Here is a 20,216-nt window from a genome sequence, read left to right as displayed (position 1 = left end):
GCATATACAGCTTTGAGGTGTCGAGTTGATCGATCGCAGCAGGATCTATGAGATTCTGGACGGATATGAGATGGATGATGTGAGGATAGGCATGATCGCATCTCATTCCGCCCTCGATGTCGCTGATGGCGCTGTGGAGGAGGGGTTCAGAACCCTGGCTGTCTGCCAGGAGGGGCGGGAGAAGACCTATGTGAAGTACTTCCGGGCGGAGCGGGCACCGGATGGAAGGATAGTCACAGGAATGATAGATGAAGTGGTTGTCTTAAAGAAGTTCAAGGATATTCTCGACCAGCAGGATATGCTGCTCAGAAAGAACGTCCTTTTTGTTCCCAACAGGTCATTCACCTCATACTGCGGAATAGACTCGGTCGAGGACGAGTTTGAAGTCCCGCTGGTGGGAAGCAGGAACCTGCTCAGATCTGAGGAGCGGGGCGACAAGATGGACTACTACTGGCTCCTTGAGAAGGCCGGTCTGCCCTATCCGGAGCAGATAGAGCCGGATGAGATCGACTGCCTTGTCATAGTAAAGCTGCCACACGCCGTCAAAACTCTTGAGCGGGGCTTCTTCACAGCAGCATCAACAGAGGAGTACTACGAGAAGTCGGAGCTTCTTCTCCGCCAGGGGGTCATAGACAGCGATGGGCTTGAGCTCGCGAGGGTGGAGAGGTACATAATAGGCCCGGTATTCAACCTGGACTTCTTCTACTCGCCTCTCAGGGATCGCATCGAGCTCCTCGGGATAGACTGGAGGTTCGAGACGAGCCTTGACGGGCATGTGAGGCTCCCGGCGCCGCAGCAGCTGAGGCTGAACGAGAAGCAGATAAACCCCGAGTACACGGTCTGCGGCCATAACTCAGCGACGTTAAGAGAATCCCTTCTCGAGAAGGCGTTCGATCTCGCCGAGAGATATGTCGCAGCGACGAAGGAGTACTATCCTCCGGGGATAATCGGGCCGTTCTGCCTGCAGACTTGTGTTGACAAGGATCTGAACTTCTACATCTACGATGTCGCGCCCCGGATAGGTGGAGGAACAAATGTGCATATGGCAGTGGGCCATCCGTACGGAAACGCGCTCTGGCGGACGAACATGTCCACAGGGAGGAGGCTGGCAAGAGAGGTGAAGCTTGCGATAGAGAGTGATGCCCTCAGGAAGATAGTGACCTGATCCATGAAAACCTTGATGTCTCATCGACGCCCAGGGAGCGCCGCCATTCATGGCGGAGATGGATCACGGGGGAATACCATGTCCGGATCGGGAGATGGAGAGCATCCCCGGAAGCTAAGACGCACGCTGGAGAAGCTCGCAAAGGAAGGGGAGAGCGTCCAGATGGTTTACCCGGCGCTGCTGGAGCGGCACTGCGACAGAAACACGCTCGCAATGGCGAGGCTCGGCGGCGAGGTGAGGATATCGAGCTGGGTGGTAGTCACTGATAGGAACCTGCACTTTGTGAGGGCCGGCATACTCTGGGACAGCGTGCAGAGCATACCGCTTGAACGCATAACTGATATCGAATATGTTGACGAGTTTCACACCAACACCATCAAGATCCGGGTCGGGGAGCTGTCAGAGAACCTGGTATTCTACGATGAGCTCGAGGGGATACGCTTCTATCAGTACATGAAGTTCAAGAGATGGAAGGATACGTCTACGTCATCTCGCACTGCCTCCTGAATCCACTTGTCAGGGTCAGGGGGCTCGGCCAGCCTGAGCTCTGTTACAGCGGTCCAATGATACAGCTACCCTGCCCAGAGGCGGTCTACATGGGTCTGGAGCGATGGGCTGTGACGAGGAACCAGCTCGATATCCCTGAGTACCGGAGGTTCTGCAGGGAGCTGATGTTATCCGCGGTTGACGCTGTGGAGATGCTCTCCAGGCGTTACAGAATAGCGGTCGTGGGTGTTGCAGGAAGCCCGAGCTGCGGCGTCTTCACCACAACCACAGGCTACCTGGGAGGAAAGGTGCGGGAGTCGGAGCACGAGGAGATCCAGGGCATGGGGATCTTCATGGAGGAGCTTAGGCGCGCCATGCACGAGCGCGGGATTGAGGCGGAGTGGCACGAGGCGCGCAGCCGCAGGGATTGATCGACTTCCTGAATCCAAGTGTTAAGACAGGTGTGAGGACATTTCAGACCGTCCTCATAAAACAGGAACATTATAGCAACTATTGGTAAATGGATGTAATTCGTGTGAGTTCAGCCATCGGTTTTGACATCGAAAACCATTTCTACGTATTGAAACGAGTAAACACAGAAGAGTAGAGCATGTGAATGCATTATGAATCGAATGTACGGGCTGTTGATCAGAGCTGTGAAGGCCCTCTGGCTTTGCCTTCTATTTCTGCTCGTAATGAGCACTGCTGCTCTGTCAGCTGATGAGAACAGGTCTCTCGTTCTGAACGTTTACCTCGACTGGACTGGAAAGGCGCTCATAACCGGATATGCGGATAGCCTTGAGGGGCTTTCATTTCTGAAGTCATCCCAGTACAGCTACGATAACTCCACATCTCAGCTGTATGCTCTCACAAACGCGCTCACATCTAAGGCTGGAGATGCATGGACCCTCCAGATACAATTGCGTGGATCGTATGAACGGTACAGCATGACGCTCTATCTTCCAGGGGACGCGATGCTCAGCAGCATAAGCCTTTCAGAGGGTATTGGCTATCTTGTATCATCCACAAACCAGTCGTTAGCTGTCGATCTTCAGGGATACGATCTCATCGATCCTTCTGTAGTGGTCGAATACAGACAGCCGCTCTTGACGGTCTCGAACGTCTCATCCATCAATGCATCTCTTCCGCCAGCAAGGAAGAACCAGGCGTATTTTGCAGTGGGAGCTGCTCTGATACTCATCGCATGTGGCACTGCCTTCTGGATCCTGAGAAGACGGATGGAGTCGCATGGAGAGATGGCATCGCGATCTGAGCCGCAGGCGACCGGCCATCCAGCCACGCCAGGGGGAGAACCGGCTGGATCGCTCAGCTCTGACAGCGCTTCTGATGGCAGTGAAATGCCCGATGGCACACTGGGTGTTGATTTGAATGTAGATGAGCCCATGAGAAGCTCATTCATTCCGGGCTATGAGCCGATAGAGATCACGAAGGAGATGGCCGCGGTGATCGAGACGCTGACAAGCCGAGAGAGAGCTGTCGTAGAGACGCTTCTGAAGAAGAGCGGGAGGATGACCCAGGCAGATCTTAGGTACGAGACCGGCATACCGAAGTCGTCTCTGAGTGGCATTCTGAACTCTCTGGAGAGGAGAAAGCTGATAAAAAAGAGAGAATGGGGTAGAACAAACGTTATAGAGATAGCAGAGTGGTTTGTTTCAAGAAAAGAACAATCCTGAACATTCTGATCTCAAAAAAGAACTTCAAAAGAACGTTCGTCCTGCATGCCTCTTTTATATCGTTCAGCCAGAGCAGATCCTGTCCGAAAGGACGAGGTGATGATGTGTCAGGACTGAAGATTATGGGTGTGCTGGCGCTCGCAGCACTTCTTGCTGTGCCAGCGATGTCCATGCATGATTGCATGAACTGCAGATTCGAAGATCGTGGATGTGGTCCAGAGGTAGGACCAGGTGGCTTGGGCCTCCTTATGGATGACCTCACGCAGGAGGAGCTCGACAACATGACATTGGCGGAGATCAGAGAGCTGAGGGAGCAGAAGAGGGCTGAGCTGGAGAACATGACATTGGCGGAGATCAGGGAGTTGAGAGAGAAGAAGATAGCAGAGATGGACAACAAAACCCTATCGGAGATAAGGGGATGGGGTCCAGGATACACTGAGTGCCCCTACTGGCCCATGGGCGGAGCTCAGGGTCCGATGTCCGGAGCGCGAGGGTTCGGCCGCGGTCTTGATGGAGATCGTGGCCTCGGCATTGCTCCATTCGGAGGGCTCTGGATGCTCATGGATGATGTCGCCCAGGAGGAGCTCGACAACATGACATTGGCGGAGATCAGAGAGCTGAGGGAGCAGAAGAGGGCTGAGCTGGAGAACATGACGTTGGCGGAGATCAGGGAGTTGAGAGAGAAGAAGATAGCAGAGATGGACAACAAAACCCTATCGGAGATAAGGGGATGGGGTCCAGGATACACTGAGTGCCCCTACTGGCCCATGGGCGGAGCTCAGGGTCAGAGAGGCATGGGCTACGGAAAGATGCAAAGATGACTATGATATGGGGTTCCCTTGCAGGATCGGCTGGCCTTCGGCAGGCCAGCAATCCTGGTAACATTTATTTCTTGCGTCTCACATTGCATATTTATCCATGTACCTGCAGTAGATCTGTACATCTCAGCCGGAGCATCTGGGCGTGGTATGATTGACGCACAAACTGGCATTGGCCCTGATCGTGGGACTCATTGTTATCGGCTCATCCTATGGAATCTCCTTCTCAGGCGCGCATCTGAGTATGGATGCACCTCCGCATATGCCTCCACCGGATCCTCCGCAGGAGCTGGACGAGCTGCGGCATGGGATGTGTATGCAGGAGGGCTGCATGATCCCGATGCTCCATTACCGCGGTTTCGCCCTGAGCGAAAACATATCCTCCGTGCTGAGCATCTGGATCGAGGGCATGAGGGAGGTGGATCCGGCAAGAGCGAGGGAGCTGCTCTCATCGAACATGAGCCTGGAGGAGATACAGGCGGAGATCAGCAGAGGCAACATCACATACAGAGGCGTTCTCAGGCTCGCGCAGGATGTTTACCAGCTGAGAGGGATTGCTCTCACGCGATCGGGAAATATAACCAGAATAGATGCGGAGCTGGCCGGGATCAGGTTCAGAGAGGCCAGAGCTGGGGAAGAGGCTGAAGCTCTTGTTGGCAACATCAGTCTCACGATCGACGAGGATCTGCAGCTCGGCAAGGGCAGCATGAGGATCAACGTGGGCAACGCGAAGGGCAGCTACAGCATCATCCTCGAGACGGCTCCAGATGGAATGAGAAGAGTCTGGCATCATCAGGCCCCTCGCGTTTGATAGACGCGTTCATCTACTGATACCCTAAAGAACCAGAATACAGGAACGTCTCGATTCTGTAGCTTCTGTAACGACTGAGCTTACATATCTCAGCAATAACGCTCTCAAAACCTCTATGACATACTTTGATAAAGGCACACCTGCCTTGCTGGCCAGACTCTCCAACTGGGCTTTGTCATCTCTGGAAGGATGATAAACATCTCTGGGCCTGTCAGGCTTGACATTTGAAGCCATATGCAGAGTCCTGAAATTATTTCGCCGTCGTCCCAATTGTATGCAGTTTGAATTATTCAGATATTATTCACAACCCTAACAACCTATTTGCGATTGCGAAATAGGCTTCTAAAGGCATTTTTCGCATAAAAGCCATTTCAGAGTCTCAATTCGTTTCTAAGTCCAAGCTTCCATGTGGTCTATCGTTATACCAGCGTATAAAGTCTTCAAATGAAGAAAAAGCTGATCTATGCCTGGTATATTCGCAGAAGAATCGTTCTAGCTGAAGAGGGGTATGCTTGATAAAACAGAGATCAAAGATCCGGATGTCATCCGGCATCACCTCTCCAAATTTCATTGAAGTAACCTTATACTCAGCTCTGGCTTTTATCTTATTCGGACAGGCCCCCGGCAGAGAAAGGAATATTAAATATGCATCCTCACTCTGCATCATGATCAGGGGCAGGGCATGGGTCTTCGGGGATGATGTAGATACAGATGTCATAATTCCAGGAAAGTACCTCAGGACAAAGGATCTGCGCGAGCTGGCAGAGCACGTCATGGAGGGCCTGGATCCGTCCTTCTCCTCCCGGGTCCAGCCGGGTGATCTCATAGTCGCAGGCAAGAACTTCGGCTGCGGCTCTTCCAGGGAGCAGGCCCCGCTTGCCCTTAAGCTCGCAGGAATATCATGCGTTGTTGCGAGATCATTCGCCAGGATATTTTACAGGAACGCCATAAACATAGGTCTCCCACTCATCGAAGCAGATGTCAGGTGCGAGCCGGGGGAGATCGTGGAGGTTGATCTCGCCCAGGGGAAGGTCGTCGTCGGCGGAAGGGAGTACACCGGCAGAAAGCTCCCGGACTTTCTGATGGAGATACTGAATGATGGAGGGCTCGTGGCCCACAGGAGGAAGCAGAGGGAGCGTGGTCTGGTTTGATATTCCCTGAGGACTACAAGCAGATAGGCATCTCGAGAGAGCCCAGGCGTGGTGATCCTGTTTACTTTGCCACAAGATACCTCATATCATACGATGGAGGCAGCATATCCATTTACAGGGTCGAGAGCGATGGAGAGGGGTTCATGAGAAGAGCCAGAGAAGTTGAGCTCATCTCCAGCGGCGACGAGATCGTGGAGTACCCGGAGGTGGTGAACACGAGAAACCGGGCGCATCTCATAAGACTGGCGATGGATCTCTGCAGAGGCGATGTCAACACCGTCATCTTCAAGGGTCCGGATGAGCATGTGACATTTGTTCACGATCCTGATCCTGGAGCGATAATGGAAATAGAGATCCTGGATGTCCAGCCACCTGAGCCATCGTGGCTTGTTTACGTCATAGAGAGGCTCGAGGAATGCGGCGTCATAGGGGATCTGACGATGAGCTTCAAACCCAGGATTCTCGACCTCAGGAGCTTCAGGGAGGATGAGGTGTATTTTCCGTGCAGGGCATCCGGGCTTGGACGATCACTCGATGCGGACAGGGTCACAGCTCCGGTGCCTAAGATCGTGGGATGCGAGATATCCAGGGAGATCTTCAGAGCGGTCTACGGGGAGAGGGAGCACAGCTTCATCAACATATGCCCTGTCAGCGGGGATCTTTTGGTTCCAGAAGGCCCTTTCATCACTAGATGCTGCAGATCCGAGCGGAGGGGCTTGATCAGAATGCGCGGACATCATGGGGTCGTGGTCCACTGGGGCGATGGGCCGCACCAGATTGAGCAGGCTCTGAGAACGCTGGCCGAATCGATCAGGAGCGGAAAATGAAGAGAATCGCTCTTGTGCCGGGGGACGGCATCGGGCCCGAGGTCATATCGAGCGCTGTTCGTATCCTGAATGAAGCTGGATTCGACGGGGAGCTTGTGGAGTTCGATATAGGCTACGGCAGGTGGAGGCGCGATGGAAAGGCCATAACAGATGAGGACATAGAGAGAATGAAGGATTGCGACTGCATACTCTTCGGGGCCATCACAACTCCGCCTGATCCTGGTTACAGCAGCGTTCTTATAAGAATCAGAAAGGAGCTGGACCTGTACGCGAACATAAGGCCCCTCCGTTCCACCAGAATCGATGCGATCATAGTCAGGGAGAACACGGAGGGCCTCTATTCAGGCCTGGAGGTGATCGGAGATGAGGAGGCCAGGACAGTGCGGGTCATCACAAAACGGGGGAGCCAGAGGATAGCGGAGGTGGCGTGCAGGATCGCATCGGAGCGCAGTCATCTCACGATAATACACAAGGCAAACGTCCTGAAGAGCGATGTCTTATTTTTAAGGACATGCAGGGAGGTCGCTGAAAGGTATGGTATCAGGTACGACGATATGCTTGTTGATGCTGCGGCATACAGCATGGTCATACGGCCTGACAGGTTCGACGTTATGGTGACGACCAACCTCTTTGGGGACATTCTCAGCGACGAGGGCGCAGGCATCGTCGGCAGCCTTGGGCTCTGCGCCAGCGCGAATCTGGGAGATCGCTGGGCGCTCTTTGAGCCGATACACGGGAGCGCTCCCGACATCGCGGGTAAGGGTATAGCAAATCCTGTCGGAGCCATACGGAGCGCTGCGATGATGCTCGAGTGGTTTGGCGATAGGGAGAGGGCTCAGTTGATCAACCATGCTGTGGACAGCACGCTCTCCAGAGGGGTGACGACCCCGGATCTCGGCGGCTCATGCACAACATCTGAGTTCACAGACGCGGTTATCGGTGAGATAAGACGCGCATGAACTGGTTGGCCTTTTATAGGATCGGGCAGGGCTCAGACTCCCATTTTTAGGAGTAAGCCCGTACGAAAACTGGAAATTGCTGAGAGGGCTGGTAAGCGGGTTGAACTGGTTGACGCAACGTATACATCACAGCGTTGTTAAGGTTGTGGTTCTCTCGTGCCAAAGACGCTGAAGGATCGAGTCCATGTCTCTCCGAATTGCGGGCTTAAACTGGATCGAGATCATAACGCAGTGTTGAACACACTCACCCTCGGACTGAGGGGGTAGAGCCTGTGGAGCTGTCGGAACACAGAATCTGTGAACCGCAGGAAGCCCTTTCCCTGAAGGGGAGGAGATCACGTCATGGTCAAAGCAATCACAGGATGGCTTGCGCCAATTCGGGACAAACTATACCAGGACATAGCTGATAAGGTATCGGGCATGCTCAAGGAAGGAAGAGTTCTAGACGTTGGCACTGGAAAAGGCTGGCTTCCCATAAAAATCGCTCACAGAAGTCGCGGATTGGAGATATATGGACTGGATATTTCGGACCACGAAATCGAAGCTGCCTTGAAAAATGCCACTGCATCCAGCCTTCCAAATCCGCCCAAGTTTCAAGTCGGGAGCATATCCAGCCTCCCCTTCAAAGACGAGTCTTTCGACTTGGTTGTTAGCACCTTCAGCCTTCACATTGGCCTGACCAGGCGAGAGGCTTAAATGAGATCCATCGAGTGCTCAAGCCAGGAGGTCAAGCATGGATTTATGATCACTGGCAGAACCCGTCAAAGCCGGCAAGAGAAGCGCTGAGAAAGGAGTTTGGCTGGCTTGCAAGCATATCGGCCATGTTGCATTTGAAGCTGATTCGACACAGAATGACCATAGATGCGGCAAAAAGCTTGCTGGATGATCCCAAACTAAAAATGGGAGTCTGCGCCCTGCTCGCTCCTCTCATCCCCTCAGCAGGCCCTTGATCTCCTCCACGCTCAGAACGCGGCCAACAGCAACCGTCTCACCATCGATGCACAGCGCCGGGGTCATCATCACCCCGCGCTCCATTATCTCCATGATGCTGTCCACCTTGACTATCTCTGCATCTATGCCCAGCTCCTTAACCGCCTGGCGTACATTCTTCTCCAGGCCCTTGCATTTGGCACATCCTGTGCCGAGAACCTCTATCTTCAATCGTGCCACCCCTACGATCAGAATCTTCCGAGCTTTCTATACCTCTCAGCCTGTATCTCCACGGGGATGCGTTTATCGAAACGCTTGGTGATCCCCCACGCTGAGAGCTCAACGCTCAGGTTGTATATCCCTGCGGGAACGCCAGATGCGTCCCAGGTACCTGTGTAAACATATGCTGATTCTGGATGCATCATTATCCTTTTTATCTCTTTATCAGAGCTGTCTGTTACAACAGCCACAATATCGGCAGCAGACCCTGCCTCGACTGGGCCAGCCGTGTTGGTCTCCGAAGCGCCGATCACGTTCACGACCTTTCTCCCGGGCGATGTATAGTTTCCGAGCCTAACGCCGGTGCTCTTATCCCTGCTTAGGCCGCCGGTGTATACCGTTATGGGCTCGCATGTGACGCACCCCATCACATTCATGCTTTCGTTTTTCATGCTCTCAGAGAACCTGGCGGTTATCCTGACCATCCGCTCCGGGCTCACATCTGCTCTGAGATCTGAGAGCTCCATTCCGAGCTCTGGCTGGTTATCAAGCCAGTCCAGCCACGTGTAGAGCCTCGCATCGTATCCCAGGATCTTGAGGGCGAACCAGACCAACGATGCCTGTCCGCCGTTCAGGCTGTAAACAACCACCGGTTTTCCCAGGTCGAGATTGAAAAGGGAACCGAGCTCACTAGCGTTCTTCAATCTGCCATTGCTAAGGAGAGATGACGATTCTATGTTCACCGCTCCGGGGATGTGCGCAGCCTGGAACTCATCTGAGCTTCTCGCATCCACGATCTGTGCAACGCCGCTCTTAACATAATCATATGTGGCGAGGAGTTCCGGTCTCAGCTCAGGGGTGTAGTTTGCGGGAGGTCTGATCGACGGGCTCTCGCTCATGTTGGCCTCAATCTCCCCGATCTCGAGCACCTTGACATCCTCCTGCCCAAGATAGCTCAGCAGCCAGCAGATGTATGTCGGATCGCCGCACTCCATGCAGCTCCCGTAGACGACGACAGTATCGTTTCTTGTCAGGCCATGTGATCCAAGTATCTCGCAGATCTCCCTGACAGAGCGCAGCCTGCCGTCGGCGACGAATTCTGCTCGCGGAACATGTATCGCGCCCTGGACGTAGTGACGAGGATTGTCGTTGCTCACGTACATGATAACATCCGAGTGTGAGATGTTACCGACATCAACCACACCCATGGAGGATGCCGCTGATGTGAGGAGGATCAGCAGCAAAAATGCTCTCCCAAACAGAGCGGGAACAGCTTGTGGTCTATTTGGAAGGTGATTTGCCTTCATGCGCGATACCCAGCCCGGAGGGCACATGAGATTCGTTTCGAGCATAATGGTCTGAGAAGAGTGGATCTGTTTTTCCTATAAATTTTATGCTTAACGCCTGTACGATTCGCTGATAATTGAGGATCCATCCACGTATGTTGATCTGTCTTGATTTCAAGCACATTTCAGATCTGCAGACCCTCATTCATGCTTCCGCTCCTGAACCCCTCCAGGTCGAGCGTGATATATATAAATCCAAGCTTTCTGAGCGCATTCACGATGGTCTCCCTGTGCATCAGAACCCGATGGATCTCAGGTTGGAGGACCTCGATTCTGGCGATATCACCATGCGCTCTCACGCGAACCTGTGAGAGCCCGATGTCCTTCAGCACACCCTCAGCCAGCTCAACTCTTTTAAGCGTATTTGGAGTTATGCGCGTGCCGTATGGAATTCTGGATGCGAGGCATGCGGATGACGGCCTGTTCCAGAAATCCAGTCCGAGTGATCTTGCCATCTCTCTGATATCAGATTTCGATATGCAGGCCTCGACAAACGGATGGCATATGCCTTCTTCATCAGATGCTTTTATCCCCGGGCGGTGATCGTTGTAGTCTGTGGTGTTGACGCCGTCTGCCACGCAGCCGATGCCTAGAGAGCTCGCGATGCTCCTGAGGACTCTCGCAGAGGATTTCTTGCAGTGGTAGCATCTCGCAGGGCTGTTCTCAACTACGCTCTCGAGATCGAGGATATCATGATCGGCCACAATGCACTCGATACCAAGACCTCGAGCAACCGACCTCGCATGCTCGAGTTCCCTCCTCGGCATCAACGGGGAGTTCAGGATCACGGCTACCGCTCTCTCTCCGAGAACATCTCTGGAGATCGCAGCGAGCAGGCTGCTGTCAACACCGCCTGAGAAAGATACGAGCATGCTCCCCTTTGAGGCGATTATCTCTCTCAGCAGATCGAGCTTCTCAGCCACGCTGGACATGCCCCTCTATCCCGTATCTCACTGAAACGGCCACGCCCCTCTTTATCTGGAGCATCTCCTCAGGCGCGAGAACCGCCCTCCCTGTGGCGATCAGCCTGTCATTCTCATCAACGACCAGCACCTCATCGCCCGCTCTCATCTCAGGGTCTGCGTACAGGACATGCCTGGCGAAGAGGTTCTTTCCGGCAGAGACGAACGGCACAGCCTCGGAGGATGCTACAACCCTCAATCTTGGATGAGGAAACGCCATGTGCAGCCGCTCAGCGCCGAGCATGCTGAGCGTCAGATGCGAGTCCCCGGCGCGCACGGTCGCTATCCTATCCTCTCCTGAGAGGAGATATCTCAGCCTGTGCGTGCTGGAAAGCTGGAATCCCGTTCCATCTGGAAAAAGAGCGGCTCCTGCCCCCCGCCCGAACTGAATGTCTGCAAGCATCCTGGCAAGATGTATCATGATATGAGATGGAGCTATGGGGTTTTAAGCTGTTCCCAGCATGTTTAATATTTTATTTTATAAAACATTTTTCCCAAAAAGGTTTTACCTTTGTAGAGCGTTGGGTTTGGGGATGTTCAAGAAGATCCTGGTCGCAAACCGTGGGGAGATTGCAATCCGTATAATGAGGGCCTGCAGGGAGCTCGGCATCCTGAGCGTTGCAGTGTATTCGGATGCGGACAAGAACGCGCTCTTCGCAAAGTACGCTGACGAGGCCGTCTACATCGGGCCGTCTCCATCATCGGAGAGCTATCTCAACATGGATAATATTGTAAAGGCAGCGCTCCAGACCGGAGCTGAGGCGATACATCCCGGGTACGGTTTTCTGGCGGAGAACCCGGCTTTTGCAAAGCTTTGCGAGGAAAACGGGATTGTGTTCATAGGGCCGTCCAGCAGCTCAATCGATGCTATGGGCTCGAAGATAACCGCCAGGCAGCTGATGAAAAATGCAGGGGTGCCGATAGTGCCGGGCACAGAGCGTGGCATATCCGACCCGGAGGAGATAGCTGATGTCGCGGAGCGAATCGGATATCCTGTCATAATAAAGCCAGCAGCTGGAGGCGGTGGGATAGGCATGAAGATCGTCGACAGGCCTGAGGATCTTGCACCCGCCGTGGCATCGGCACAGTCGATAGCTACCTCAGCGTTCGGCGACGGAACAGTCTATTTGGAGAAGTATCTGACAGAGCCGAGGCATATAGAGTTCCAGATAATGGCGGATAACAGGGGGAGAACGGTCTACGTCTCGGAGAGGGAGTGCTCGATCCAGAGACGCCACCAGAAGCTGATCGAGGAAGCTCCATCCCCAATAATGACCCCGGAGCTCAGGAAGAAGATGGGAGAGATAGCAGTGAGGGCTGCGAAGGCCATACGCTACAGGAGCGCGGGGACCGTGGAGTTCATGTATTCTCATGGGGAGTTCTACTTCCTGGAGATGAACACCAGGCTCCAGGTGGAGCACCCGATAACAGAGATGATAACAGGCATAGATCTCGCAAAGGAGCAGATCTCTGTGGCGGCAGGCGAGGATCTGAGCTTCAGCCAGAACGAGATAGAGATACGGGGATGGGCGATAGAGTGCAGGATAAACGCAGAGGACCCCATGAACGATTTCGCTCCATCTCCAGGGAGGCTCAAGAGGTACAGGAGCCCCGGAGGGCCCGGAATCAGGGTTGACAGCGGCGTCTACACTGGCTATGTCATCCCGCCGTACTACGACTCGCTGATCTCAAAGCTTGTGGCGCATGGAAGGGACAGAAACGAGGCTATAGCCAGGATGGAGAGGGCTCTCTACGAGTACATAATAGTGGGAGTCACGACGAACATACCGTTCCACAAGGCTGTTCTGAGAAACGAGCGGTTCAGGCGAGGAGATATCAACACGCACTTCATCAGGGAGGAGAACATCCTGGATGATGTGAAGAGGATAGTGGCCGAGGAGAAGGAGAAGCGCGAGAGCCTGGCCTCTGCGCTTGGTGCAGACACGAGAAAGATCGCCGCTGTCTCTGCTGCTGTGGGTGCGTACCTCTCTCTATACAGATCTGATGAGGATGAAGGAGAGGCGAAGAGCTGAGGAGATCTCCGGCAGCATAATACGCAGGCTCAGGGCTGCATCCGGAGACTGGGTCTCGGGAAGAGAGCTCGGGGATGCTCTGGGGATGAGCCGTGCAGCTGTATGGAAGCACATCATGCACCTTCGCGCGATGGGCTACAGGATAGAGGCCTCCACCAGGCTCGGCTACAGGCTCCTCGGCCCTGAGCCGCTGCAGATCCCTGAGGGAATCTGCAGCAGGCTCATAATGCTGGAGAGCATCGGATCGACAAACGAGTTCGCCAGGCAGATAGCAAGCGAATCCCAGAGCTGGACCGTCGTGATCGCCGAGGTCCAGACTGCAGGCCGGGGACGGCTCGGAAGGGAATGGTTCTCTCCTCCTGGGGGCATATGGATGAGCATAATCCTGAAGCCGAGGGTCCCTCCCTCGGAGGCGTTCAGGTGCACGATGGCGGCATCTGTCGCTGTCTGCAGATCCCTCAGGGACCTCTATGCTCTGGATGCAAGAATAAAATGGCCCAACGATGTGCTGGTGAATGGAAGAAAGATCTGCGGGATACTGACGGAGATATCGGCGGAGCTTGATGTCATAAATTATGTGATCACGGGGATCGGAATAAACGCGAACATGAGCGCTTCAGCCCTCCCGGAGGAATGGAACGCGACCACAATATCTGCGGAGCTTAAGAGGGAGATCTCACGGGGAGAGCTCATCACAAGAGTGCTTGAGGAGATGCGGGCGCTGCTGGAATCTGGTGAACTGTACCAGGAGTGGGCGAAGCTCTCTGATACGATCAACCGGCGGGTAAGGGTCCAGGGGTTCGGTGATGTGACCGGCCTTGCGGAGTCGCTGGAGCCAGATGGCGCCCTGATTTTGAGGAGAGACGATGGGGAGCGGGTGAGGATTCTGGCGGGAGACTGCATCCATCTCAGGTCTGCTGAGCAGAGGCGCCTGGATCAGAGGTCAAATATATGTACAGGGTTAAGGGGATAGCAAGGGAAGCTCTGGAGTTCATACTGGAGGCAAGCAGATCAACGATGCCGCGGGAGTTTGCGGGATTGCTGCATTCGAGCGATGGAGTGATATCCGAGATACTGATCCTTCCCGGGACAGAGTCCTCTGAATGGATGGCCTGGATCCCGATGTACATGCTGCCGAGCATGCCGATTGTCGGGTCATGCCACAGCCATCCGGTGCCGAATCCCGTTCCCTCCAAGGAGGACCTGGAGTTCTTCTCCCGCACTGGAAGCTACCACATAATCGCATATCCACCGTTTGATGAAAGGAGCTGGAGATGCTACGACCCTTCTGGAAGGAGGAGAGATCTTATGGTGATAGAGGAGTGAGGCATCAGAAGCATCGTGCTGCAGATCAGAGTTTCTGCGCCATGCACAGGGAGGTATTATGACAAGAGTGATGGCGACCGGCACCTTCGATATACTCCATCCAGGACATCTTCTCTACCTCGAGCGCTCAAGAGCTCTCGGAGACGAGCTCGTGGTAGTTGTTGCAAGAGACATCAATGTGAGGCACAAACCAAAGCCTGTCATCCCCGAGGATCAGAGGCTCCGGATGGTTTCAGCTCTGAAGGTGGTTGATATGGCTGTTCTGGGAAGCAGGACAGACATCTTCGAGCCGGTCAGGGAGCTGAGACCGGATATAATCACACTGGGATACGACCAGTACATGGACGAGAGCTGGCTTCAGGGAGAGCTCAAAAGGAGGGGCTTACAGGCGAGGGTCGTGAGGATATCTGAGATGGAACCATGCGAGCTCTGCAGCTCCAGGCAGATCGTGGAGAAGATCCTCAAGGAAAGATGTTGACGAATTGCGCAAGCGGTAGTTACTTATACCGATCGCTTCCTTCTGGCGCACGTATGGCCAGAGTTGCCGTAGGTGGAACATTTGACCCGATTCACGATGGCCATCTCGCTCTCCTGAAAAAAGCGTTCGAGGTTGCCGGAGAGGATGGGACTGTGGTGATAGCCCTCACATCAGATGAGATGGCGAGGAGCCAGAGGAAGAGGCCTGTCAGGGACTTCGACACCAGGCTCAAAAACCTCCGGAGGGTTCTGAGGGAGAAGCTCGGCGTGGAGAGATTCGAGGTGGAGAAGATCAGCGACGTCTTCGGATCAGCCATAGAGAAGGATTACGATTACATCGTCGTGTCCCCTGAGACCGCGCCTACAGCATACAGGATAAACGAGATAAGGCGCGAGAACGGTCTGAAGCCCTTGAAGATAGTGCAGATCGAGTACAAGATGGCAGAGGACAACATAAGGATCAGCTCCACCCGCATCGCTGAGGGGAAGATCGACACGCATGGCAGGGTGCTGGTCTAGCGGGATTACTAAATTATCACATGCCTGCTCTGAGGTGCTCAGCAGAAAGTTTAATGCAGTTGTTGCTTGAAGCGCCGCTTCGCCAGAGGAATATGGCCAGACATTTCACTGCTGGCAGTTCATCTGCACGCACTTACTGTCTGACCTTTCTGTAGATCTTCTTTGCAATCCGCTTTGCCACAATCCCTAATGGAGTTCTGCAGCAATCTATCTTCGCTCTGTTCTTTCTTATCTCCTCCAGCACATCATCCTCGTTCGATGCATTCAGGATCGTGACGCCCAGACCGACCGTCTCTGCGAGATGGGCGTCACTGCCCGCAACCATCGGTATGCACCTTCTTCTGGCCTCAAGCCTTGCTCTCAGATTCGATATTCCCAGGATGTACTTTGAGTTGCAGACCTCCACAGCATCCACGGGCGGTATCCTTCCTATGGAGTGCCTGAAGAGATGGTAGGGATGCGGCAGGACTGCTATCCCCCCGAGATCGTGCGCCTCCTCGATCGTCTCCTCTGGTGTGCGTCCAGGCCTGGGCATCTCATCAACACCTAGTACTATCAGATGGCCCTCAGAGGTATCAATTTCAACACCCCTTACGGCGATCATCTCCTTATATCTCGACCTGCTGATCCTGAGCGCAGCCCTCGAGCCATCGAGTGTGTTGTGATCGGTCACGGCGATCCCATCGAGCCCCTTTCTCCTCGCGACCCTCAGGATCTCCTCAATGCTCGCCCTGCCATCGGAGTACCTGGAGTGGATGTGGAGGTCGAACCTCATAGCTCCCTTGGATCTGTGATCTTCCCTGTGATCGCTGTGGCTGCAGCGGTTGCAGGCGACGCCAGGTAGACCCTTCCGTTTCTGCCCATCCTTCCAGGGAAGTTTCTGTTGGATGTTGACAGACAGACTTCCCCATCTCCCAGAACTCCCATGTGCGCTCCAAGGCACGGACCGCATCCTGGAGGCCCGATCATCGCGCCCGCCTCGACAAGCGTCTCCATGACCCCTGATCTGAGAGCAGCGAGGTATACCTCCCTCGAGGCAGGGATCACAAGAGTCCTGACCTTCACACTCCTGTTTTTCATGATCCGGGCTGCGACCTCCAGATCCTCGAGCCTGCCGTTTGTGCATGTGCCTATGAAGACCTGGTCCACCTCGGTTCCGGCTAGATCTGCGACGGGATGGACGTTGTCAACGCGGTATGGGGCTGCGACCATTGGAGGGAGATCGCTCACATCGTACTCGATCTCCCTGAAGTACGACCCCGGGTCAGAGTGGATGTGTGTGTATGGACGCCTGGCTCTTCTCTCCAGGTATGCATCGACGCTCGCATCCGGTGGGACGATCGCGGCCTTTGCCCCCATCTCAACACCCATGTTACACAGAGTCATCCTGCCTGATACGCTCAGCCTCTCCACAGCTTCGCCGACGAACTCCACGGCCATGTAGTTGGCGCCGTCCGCACCCATCTCCTTGACCACAAAGAGCGCGAGATCTTTTGCAGATACCATATCGCCCGGCGTGCCGTCAAGGCGCATGCATATCGTCTCAGGCACCCTGAACCAGAGCCTGCCCCGCGAGTAGATCTCGGCCATGTCCGTTGCGCCCACCCCTGTTCCGAATGCACCCAGGGCGCCGTAGGTGCACGAATGGGAGTCAGCGCCCACGACTAACGCCCCGGGAAGAGCGAAGCCCATCTCGCAGAAGACCTGGTGGCATATGCCGTGGCCACAGTCGTAGAAGTTCTCGATCCCCTGGGCTCTCGCCCAGCTCCTCACCTCTGCCTGAAGCGTCGCGGCTGTTTCATTGTTCGCGGGCACGATGTGATCGAAGGGTATCACTATCCTGCCTGGATCCCAGACCTTCTCAGACCCCATCTCCCTGAATGCCTTTATGGCAAGAACGCTTGTGCCATCGTGCGACATCGCATAGTCTATCGCGGCATCGACTATATCTCCTGCCTCTGCCTCTGTTCCCGATGCCCTGCTGAGGATCTTCTCGCTTATTGTCGGCAGTCGATCACCCCAGTGAGATTCAGCTGCGAAAGTAAATACGTTTTCGCAGCAGAGAATCATTGGAGAGCAGAGATGGCACTATGAGAAATCGAATAAGCTTTCCATCCCCTCAGGGCCGGAGGGACCGCAGATCCTGGATTCAGATCAGAGGCGTATGGCCACATCCGGTCTGTCTTTCTGGTGAGGTCTGCAGTGTGAGGTGCATTGCTACGCCTTGTCCGGGGCAGCAATCCACCTGGAGCTCCCATCAGAGATCGCATCTAAACGATCCGCGGGAGGCGGATGAGCGCCCGCGGATCTCCTCTCAGGATGTGCCGGTGCTCTCTGTTGATGCCTCTCCTCTCAGCCTCTGAGCGGCCTCGAGGAGTGCAAGCCCGCTCCTGTAAGATGTGCCGGTCCGGTTGCTCACAGCATATGCGAGACTCCTGGGAGATGGTGTGCTGTCGATGCTAGTATTGGCTGAAGATATGTTTGTTGCGGATACGTTGCTGGGCACCTCTCTGGGCAGCGTCCAGCCGCTGATCTCTCCAAAGGGGTACCGGTCGATCGCAGTCGAGCTTATGAGCTTCGCGAACCCTGTGCACGGCCGGCCTGTGCATCTGTGGTCGCTCCAGTGGTTTCCGCCCTCCTCAGGCCCCATGTCCCAGGAGTTGCCGAAATCATCAGATGCCTGCTCCTCGTTGTCGATGAGGTTGTTATGGTAGATCCTGTTCTTGTACGAGTTCGTCATCAGTATGCCAATCGCGTTATTGGTGATGTTGTTCTCGTAGATGCTGCTTCTGTTGCTGTTGTCAAACCATACGCCTGCCTTCTTGTTTCCTGAGATTCTGTTGCCGGAGATCTCGTTCTCCTCCGAGTAGTTCGACCTTATCCCGTACTCGGTATTGTTCGTTATGAAATTCCCTGCTATCGAGTTTCTGTAGGAGAGAATCAGAGCCAGGCCGTTGTTCCCGTTCTCATTCAAACTGTTGTTCTGAACCAGATTGTACGCCGTGCCGCGCAGGAACATTCCGGTGTACCTCGTACCCACAGCTGTGTTGTTCCTCAAGGTGTTATTTGTCGAATCGATAAGCCGGATCCCGCCGTATGAGCCTGTGAGAGTATTCCCCTCTACTGTGCTGTTTGTGATCCCGTAGAGGAAGAGCGCATCATGTGCTACCCTGTTTCTTGAGATGTCACACCTGTCGCAGTATGCCACTGTCATGTGTGCCGCTTCGCGATCCGTTATCCCGATTCCACTCTGGTTGAATATGTATACCACAGGCATGCCATCTATGAGGTTGGTATCTGATATGCTGTTGGAATACCCCTCCATTGTGCTGCCTTCGACGAAGAGCCCCAGCTCGGCGTCTCTTATATCATTATCTCTGATGGTGTTGTTGAATGAATCGACCACCATCAGACCGGTCGTCACTTTCTCGATCGAATTCCTCTCCAGGAGACATGAGCGCGCTCCGACAAGAACAATGCCATCATTTGATGATGATATACTGTTATTGATCAGACTGCTGCTGCCCGTCGCGCCGAGAGCAATCGCTGTTCCGGTATTATTCAAAAGACATCCGGATAGCGTGATCCTGCTCGATCCCTCGATCACGATGCCGCTGAGTGCATTTGAGATCATGTTCATGGTTGCCTGAGTATCAGTTGCGTTAATCAGATGCAGCCCCTCCCCTGCGCTGCTCATGTTGTTCCTCTCGATGATGTTGTAATACGCCTCCTTTGCGATTATCGAGTAGTTGCATCTGCTGATCTCATTTCCAATCACACTGTTGCTTCTTGCGCCTCTGTAAAGGACTATCCCTCCGGTAGAGACATCAACCATGTTGTTCTCTATTCGGTTGGATTCTCCGCCCTCGATTATGATACCAGCGCGGTTCTCGCGGAAGGTGTTGCCCTTCACGCTGTTCCCCCTCGAGGTGAGCAGGATTCCAGCCTCAGCGAATCCGGTGATGGTGAGCCCCTCCACTGTGCATCCATCGGCAGTGATCTTCATTCCAACGGAACCGCCGTCAGCCTTCAGAACACACTCTCCCCTCTCTCCGAGAAGCGGCTTTATTGTCAGCGTTTTGTCCACCAGAACCTCCTCGCTGTATACACCGGGCTTTACGTAAATTATATCGCCATCAGAGGCGGCCTTTACAGCGCCGCCTATGCTCTCCGAATCCGCAAACCCATCGTCATCGACTATGTAGTTTCTTGATGTGCCTGTAGATGTCGCCAGGAGAATAACCAATGCAGAGATGACCCAAAGCCTGATCATGATCTGGAGGAGAGCGCAAGTTCTTCATATACTTAATGCGTGAGTTGCTACTCAAAGGAGGAGATGCCCTGTCATCGGCGAATGAAGCCATACATATGGAAACGCAGATGTTCGCAGCTGATCATGTGCTCGTATAATTGAAATTCGCTGCCGGATCATGCTCGATTTGCCTGATTATGGTTCATCCATGAGGTCGTTCAGCGATTCAACACCACGGCCA

General features: G+C 54.2%; 23 protein-coding genes. 16 read left to right on the top strand and 7 right to left on the bottom strand.

What is annotated here, in order from left to right; genetic code table 11:
• Positions 1 to 25 precede the first annotated feature (25 nt).
• The 11 genes from NQU42_RS04155 to NQU42_RS04105 all read left to right on the top strand — a co-directional run bounded on the left by NQU42_RS04155 (position 26) and on the right by NQU42_RS04105 (position 8,607).
• Positions 26 to 1,165, top strand: coding sequence for a formate--phosphoribosylaminoimidazolecarboxamide ligase family protein (locus NQU42_RS04155; RefSeq protein ID WP_296609292.1), 1,140 nt, complete (start codon positions 26 to 28; stop codon positions 1,163 to 1,165).
• A 78-nt stretch (positions 1,166 to 1,243) separates the two neighbouring features.
• The gene (locus tag NQU42_RS04150; RefSeq protein ID WP_296609290.1) at positions 1,244 to 1,672 is read left to right on the top strand and encodes a PH domain-containing protein; all 429 of its coding nucleotides are present in this window, start codon (positions 1,244 to 1,246) and stop codon (positions 1,670 to 1,672) included.
• Entirely contained in the window at positions 1,633 to 2,082 is a 450-nt protein-coding gene (locus tag NQU42_RS04145) for a hypothetical protein (RefSeq protein ID WP_296609288.1), read from the top strand. Before NQU42_RS04150 ends, NQU42_RS04145 begins: the two co-directional genes overlap by 40 nt.
• A gap of 192 nt (positions 2,083 to 2,274) precedes the next feature.
• Positions 2,275 to 3,345 (top strand): MarR family transcriptional regulator, encoded by a 1,071-nt coding sequence (locus NQU42_RS04140; RefSeq protein WP_296609286.1) that lies wholly within the window; start codon positions 2,275 to 2,277, stop codon positions 3,343 to 3,345.
• Between the two features lie 248 nt (positions 3,346 to 3,593).
• A complete protein-coding gene (locus tag NQU42_RS04135; RefSeq protein ID WP_296609284.1) occupies positions 3,594 to 4,166 on the top strand; it encodes a hypothetical protein in 573 nt (190 codons plus the stop codon).
• 328 nt (positions 4,167 to 4,494) lie between these two features.
• Complete coding sequence (locus NQU42_RS04130; RefSeq protein ID WP_296609282.1) at positions 4,495 to 4,974, top strand: hypothetical protein; 480 nt, start codon at positions 4,495 to 4,497, stop codon at positions 4,972 to 4,974.
• A gap of 665 nt (positions 4,975 to 5,639) precedes the next feature.
• A complete protein-coding gene (locus tag NQU42_RS04125) occupies positions 5,640 to 6,125 on the top strand; it encodes a 3-isopropylmalate dehydratase small subunit (protein ID WP_296609281.1) in 486 nt (161 codons plus the stop codon).
• On the top strand, positions 6,122 to 6,952 hold the full coding sequence (locus NQU42_RS04120; RefSeq protein WP_296609280.1) for a hypothetical protein: 831 nt from the start codon (positions 6,122 to 6,124) through the stop codon (positions 6,950 to 6,952). The genes NQU42_RS04125 and NQU42_RS04120 overlap by 4 nt, the downstream gene beginning before the upstream one ends.
• Positions 6,949 to 7,911 (top strand): isocitrate/isopropylmalate dehydrogenase family protein, encoded by a 963-nt coding sequence (locus NQU42_RS04115; protein WP_296609278.1) that lies wholly within the window; start codon positions 6,949 to 6,951, stop codon positions 7,909 to 7,911. Before NQU42_RS04120 ends, NQU42_RS04115 begins: the two co-directional genes overlap by 4 nt.
• 156 nt (positions 7,912 to 8,067) lie before the next feature.
• Entirely contained in the window at positions 8,068 to 8,178 is a 111-nt protein-coding gene (locus tag NQU42_RS04110; protein ID WP_296609277.1) for a hypothetical protein, read from the top strand.
• 75 nt (positions 8,179 to 8,253) lie between these two features.
• Positions 8,254 to 8,607 carry a class I SAM-dependent methyltransferase gene (locus NQU42_RS04105; protein ID WP_296609275.1) on the top strand — a complete coding sequence of 118 codons (354 nt, stop codon included), beginning with the start codon at positions 8,254 to 8,256 and terminating at the stop codon, positions 8,605 to 8,607.
• Between the two features lie 231 nt (positions 8,608 to 8,838).
• Here the strand turns inward: NQU42_RS04105 and NQU42_RS04100 are convergent, their stop codons facing one another.
• From NQU42_RS04100 to NQU42_RS04085, 4 genes are all read right to left on the bottom strand, one after another.
• Positions 8,839 to 9,072, bottom strand: a complete 234-nt coding sequence (locus NQU42_RS04100; RefSeq protein ID WP_366070106.1) for a thioredoxin family protein — start codon at positions 9,070 to 9,072, stop codon at positions 8,839 to 8,841.
• Between the two features lie 17 nt (positions 9,073 to 9,089).
• A complete protein-coding gene (locus NQU42_RS04095; RefSeq protein ID WP_296609273.1) occupies positions 9,090 to 10,304 on the bottom strand; it encodes a rhodanese-like domain-containing protein in 1,215 nt (404 codons plus the stop codon).
• Between the two features lie 227 nt (positions 10,305 to 10,531).
• A complete protein-coding gene (gene larE / locus NQU42_RS04090; protein ID WP_296609272.1) occupies positions 10,532 to 11,338 on the bottom strand; it encodes an ATP-dependent sacrificial sulfur transferase LarE in 807 nt (268 codons plus the stop codon).
• On the bottom strand, positions 11,322 to 11,789 hold the full coding sequence (locus NQU42_RS04085) for a PUA domain-containing protein (RefSeq protein ID WP_296609270.1): 468 nt from the start codon (positions 11,787 to 11,789) through the stop codon (positions 11,322 to 11,324). The genes larE and NQU42_RS04085 overlap by 17 nt, the downstream gene beginning before the upstream one ends.
• A gap of 112 nt (positions 11,790 to 11,901) precedes the next feature.
• Here NQU42_RS04085 and NQU42_RS04080 point away from each other — a divergent pair, with 112 nt between their 5' ends.
• The 5 genes from NQU42_RS04080 to NQU42_RS04060 are packed head-to-tail and all read left to right on the top strand — an operon-like array spanning position 11,902 to position 15,723.
• Positions 11,902 to 13,401, top strand: a complete 1,500-nt coding sequence (locus NQU42_RS04080) for an acetyl-CoA carboxylase biotin carboxylase subunit (protein WP_296609268.1) — start codon at positions 11,902 to 11,904, stop codon at positions 13,399 to 13,401.
• Positions 13,373 to 14,374, top strand: coding sequence for a biotin--[acetyl-CoA-carboxylase] ligase (locus tag NQU42_RS04075; RefSeq protein ID WP_296609266.1), 1,002 nt, complete (start codon positions 13,373 to 13,375; stop codon positions 14,372 to 14,374). The genes NQU42_RS04080 and NQU42_RS04075 overlap by 29 nt, the downstream gene beginning before the upstream one ends.
• The gene (locus NQU42_RS04070; RefSeq protein ID WP_296609264.1) at positions 14,353 to 14,727 is read left to right on the top strand and encodes a Mov34/MPN/PAD-1 family protein; all 375 of its coding nucleotides are present in this window, start codon (positions 14,353 to 14,355) and stop codon (positions 14,725 to 14,727) included. The genes NQU42_RS04075 and NQU42_RS04070 overlap by 22 nt, the downstream gene beginning before the upstream one ends.
• 58 nt (positions 14,728 to 14,785) lie before the next feature.
• Positions 14,786 to 15,205 (top strand): FAD synthase, encoded by a 420-nt coding sequence (locus tag NQU42_RS04065; protein WP_296609262.1) that lies wholly within the window; start codon positions 14,786 to 14,788, stop codon positions 15,203 to 15,205.
• A 53-nt stretch (positions 15,206 to 15,258) separates the two neighbouring features.
• The gene (locus NQU42_RS04060) at positions 15,259 to 15,723 is read left to right on the top strand and encodes a phosphopantetheine adenylyltransferase (RefSeq protein ID WP_296609261.1); all 465 of its coding nucleotides are present in this window, start codon (positions 15,259 to 15,261) and stop codon (positions 15,721 to 15,723) included.
• Positions 15,724 to 15,856: 133 nt separating this feature from the next.
• On the opposite strand, the gene NQU42_RS04055 is transcribed toward NQU42_RS04060, so the two are convergent.
• From NQU42_RS04055 to NQU42_RS04045, 3 genes are all read right to left on the bottom strand, one after another.
• Complete coding sequence (locus NQU42_RS04055) at positions 15,857 to 16,498, bottom strand: CehA/McbA family metallohydrolase (RefSeq protein WP_296609258.1); 642 nt, start codon at positions 16,496 to 16,498, stop codon at positions 15,857 to 15,859.
• The gene (locus NQU42_RS04050; protein ID WP_366070111.1) at positions 16,495 to 17,733 is read right to left on the bottom strand and encodes a 3-isopropylmalate dehydratase large subunit; all 1,239 of its coding nucleotides are present in this window, start codon (positions 17,731 to 17,733) and stop codon (positions 16,495 to 16,497) included. The genes NQU42_RS04055 and NQU42_RS04050 overlap by 4 nt, the downstream gene beginning before the upstream one ends.
• Before the next feature lie 304 nt (positions 17,734 to 18,037).
• Entirely contained in the window at positions 18,038 to 19,996 is a 1,959-nt protein-coding gene (locus NQU42_RS04045) for a NosD domain-containing protein (protein WP_296609255.1), read from the bottom strand.
• Between the last annotated feature and the right edge of the window lie 220 nt (positions 19,997 to 20,216).

Source organism: Methanothrix sp. (genome assembly GCF_024518575.1).
Classification (GTDB): domain Archaea; phylum Halobacteriota; class Methanosarcinia; order Methanotrichales; family Methanotrichaceae; genus Methanothrix_B.
Note: the sequence above shows the minus strand (reverse complement) of the source record. Positions and strands in the feature narration are given on the sequence as shown.

Bases quoted from the DNA above. Each gene is read 5' to 3' on its own strand.
- NQU42_RS04075 (WP_296609266.1), top strand. From the start codon at position 13,373: ATGAGGATGAAGGAGAGGCGAAGAGCTGAGGAGATCTCCGGCAGCATA.
- NQU42_RS04140 (WP_296609286.1), top strand. From the start codon at position 2,275: ATGAATCGAATGTACGGGCTGTTGATCAGAGCTGTGAAGGCCCTCTGG.
- NQU42_RS04085 (WP_296609270.1), bottom strand. From the start codon at position 11,789: ATGATACATCTTGCCAGGATGCTTGCAGACATTCAGTTCGGGCGGGGG.
- NQU42_RS04145 (WP_296609288.1), top strand. From the start codon at position 1,633: ATGGAAGGATACGTCTACGTCATCTCGCACTGCCTCCTGAATCCACTT.
- NQU42_RS04045 (WP_296609255.1), bottom strand. From the start codon at position 19,996: ATGATCAGGCTTTGGGTCATCTCTGCATTGGTTATTCTCCTGGCGACA.
- NQU42_RS04055 (WP_296609258.1), bottom strand. From the start codon at position 16,498: ATGAGGTTCGACCTCCACATCCACTCCAGGTACTCCGATGGCAGGGCG.
- NQU42_RS04070 (WP_296609264.1), top strand. From the start codon at position 14,353: ATGTACAGGGTTAAGGGGATAGCAAGGGAAGCTCTGGAGTTCATACTG.
- NQU42_RS04060 (WP_296609261.1), top strand. From the start codon at position 15,259: ATGGCCAGAGTTGCCGTAGGTGGAACATTTGACCCGATTCACGATGGC.
- NQU42_RS04135 (WP_296609284.1), top strand. From the start codon at position 3,594: ATGGATGACCTCACGCAGGAGGAGCTCGACAACATGACATTGGCGGAG.
- NQU42_RS04065 (WP_296609262.1), top strand. From the start codon at position 14,786: ATGACAAGAGTGATGGCGACCGGCACCTTCGATATACTCCATCCAGGA.
- NQU42_RS04105 (WP_296609275.1), top strand. From the start codon at position 8,254: ATGGTCAAAGCAATCACAGGATGGCTTGCGCCAATTCGGGACAAACTA.
- larE (WP_296609272.1), bottom strand. From the start codon at position 11,338: ATGTCCAGCGTGGCTGAGAAGCTCGATCTGCTGAGAGAGATAATCGCC.
- NQU42_RS04080 (WP_296609268.1), top strand. From the start codon at position 11,902: ATGTTCAAGAAGATCCTGGTCGCAAACCGTGGGGAGATTGCAATCCGT.
- NQU42_RS04150 (WP_296609290.1), top strand. From the start codon at position 1,244: ATGTCCGGATCGGGAGATGGAGAGCATCCCCGGAAGCTAAGACGCACG.
- NQU42_RS04125 (WP_296609281.1), top strand. From the start codon at position 5,640: ATGATCAGGGGCAGGGCATGGGTCTTCGGGGATGATGTAGATACAGAT.
- NQU42_RS04130 (WP_296609282.1), top strand. From the start codon at position 4,495: ATGATCCCGATGCTCCATTACCGCGGTTTCGCCCTGAGCGAAAACATA.
- NQU42_RS04115 (WP_296609278.1), top strand. From the start codon at position 6,949: ATGAAGAGAATCGCTCTTGTGCCGGGGGACGGCATCGGGCCCGAGGTC.